Annotated in this window: 1 protein-coding gene; it reads right to left on the minus strand. The window is 74.0% G+C overall.

What is annotated here, in order from left to right; genetic code table 11:
• Positions 1-41: 41 nt before the first annotated feature.
• Complete coding sequence (locus FNQ90_RS25605) at positions 42-689, minus strand: O-methyltransferase (protein WP_182608486.1); 648 nt, start codon at positions 687-689, stop codon at positions 42-44.
• Positions 690-749 lie beyond the last annotated feature (60 nt).

A 749-nucleotide genomic window follows, 5' to 3' on the forward strand; every position in this document is an offset into this window, starting at 1 on the left:
GGGCGGCGCCCCACGGGGGTACCCGGGCCGCCGGGGGTGGCTCAGCGCCGGCGGGCCAGGGTCACCCCGTCGCGCACGGGCAGCAGGACCGACTCCACCCGCTCGTCGGCGGTGATGGTGTCGTTGACCCGGCGGATCGCCTCGGTGGCCTCGTCCCGGGCCTCGGGGTCCACCACCTTCCCCGACCGCAGGACGTTGTCCAGCACCAGCAGGCCACCGCGTCGCATCCGGGGCACCAGCGCCTCCCAGTAATCCGGGTAGCCGACCTTGTCGGCGTCGATGAAGGCCAGGTCGAAGGTCTCCTCGTCGGGGAGGGAGCGGATGGTCTCCAGGGCGGGGGCCAGGCGCAGGTCGATGCGGTCGGCGACACCGGCCCGCTCCCAGTGGCGGCGGGCGACGGAGGTCCACTCCTCGCTCACGTCACAGGCCAGCAGGGTGCCGTCGGAGGGCAGGGCGCGGGCCATGCACAGCGCGGAGTACCCCGTGAAGGTGCCGACCTCGATGATGCGGCGGGCCCCGGTCAGACCCACCAGGAGGGCCAGCAGGGCGCCCTCGTCCTGCGTGATCTGCATGCTCGTGAGGTCCGGGTAGCTGCGGCGGGTCTCCTCGGCGAGGTCGCGCAGCACGTCGTCGGCGGGGGTGGCGTGGGCGATGAGGTAGTCGTCGAGCGCGGGGTTCACGATCTCCATGGGCTCCATGGGGCGACCCTACGGCCGGGGCCCGACGGTTCGCGCGACGCGGTTCCCGGC

Origin of the sequence: Streptomyces alkaliphilus (assembly GCF_014141535.1) — a bacterium.
In the GTDB taxonomy this organism is placed as follows: Bacteria; Actinomycetota; Actinomycetes; order Streptomycetales; family Streptomycetaceae; genus Streptomyces; species Streptomyces alkaliphilus.

Coding starts and splice junctions, on each gene's coding strand:
- FNQ90_RS25605 (WP_182608486.1), bottom strand. CDS start 689: ATGGAGATCGTGAACCCCGCGCTCGACGACTACCTCATCGCCCACGCC.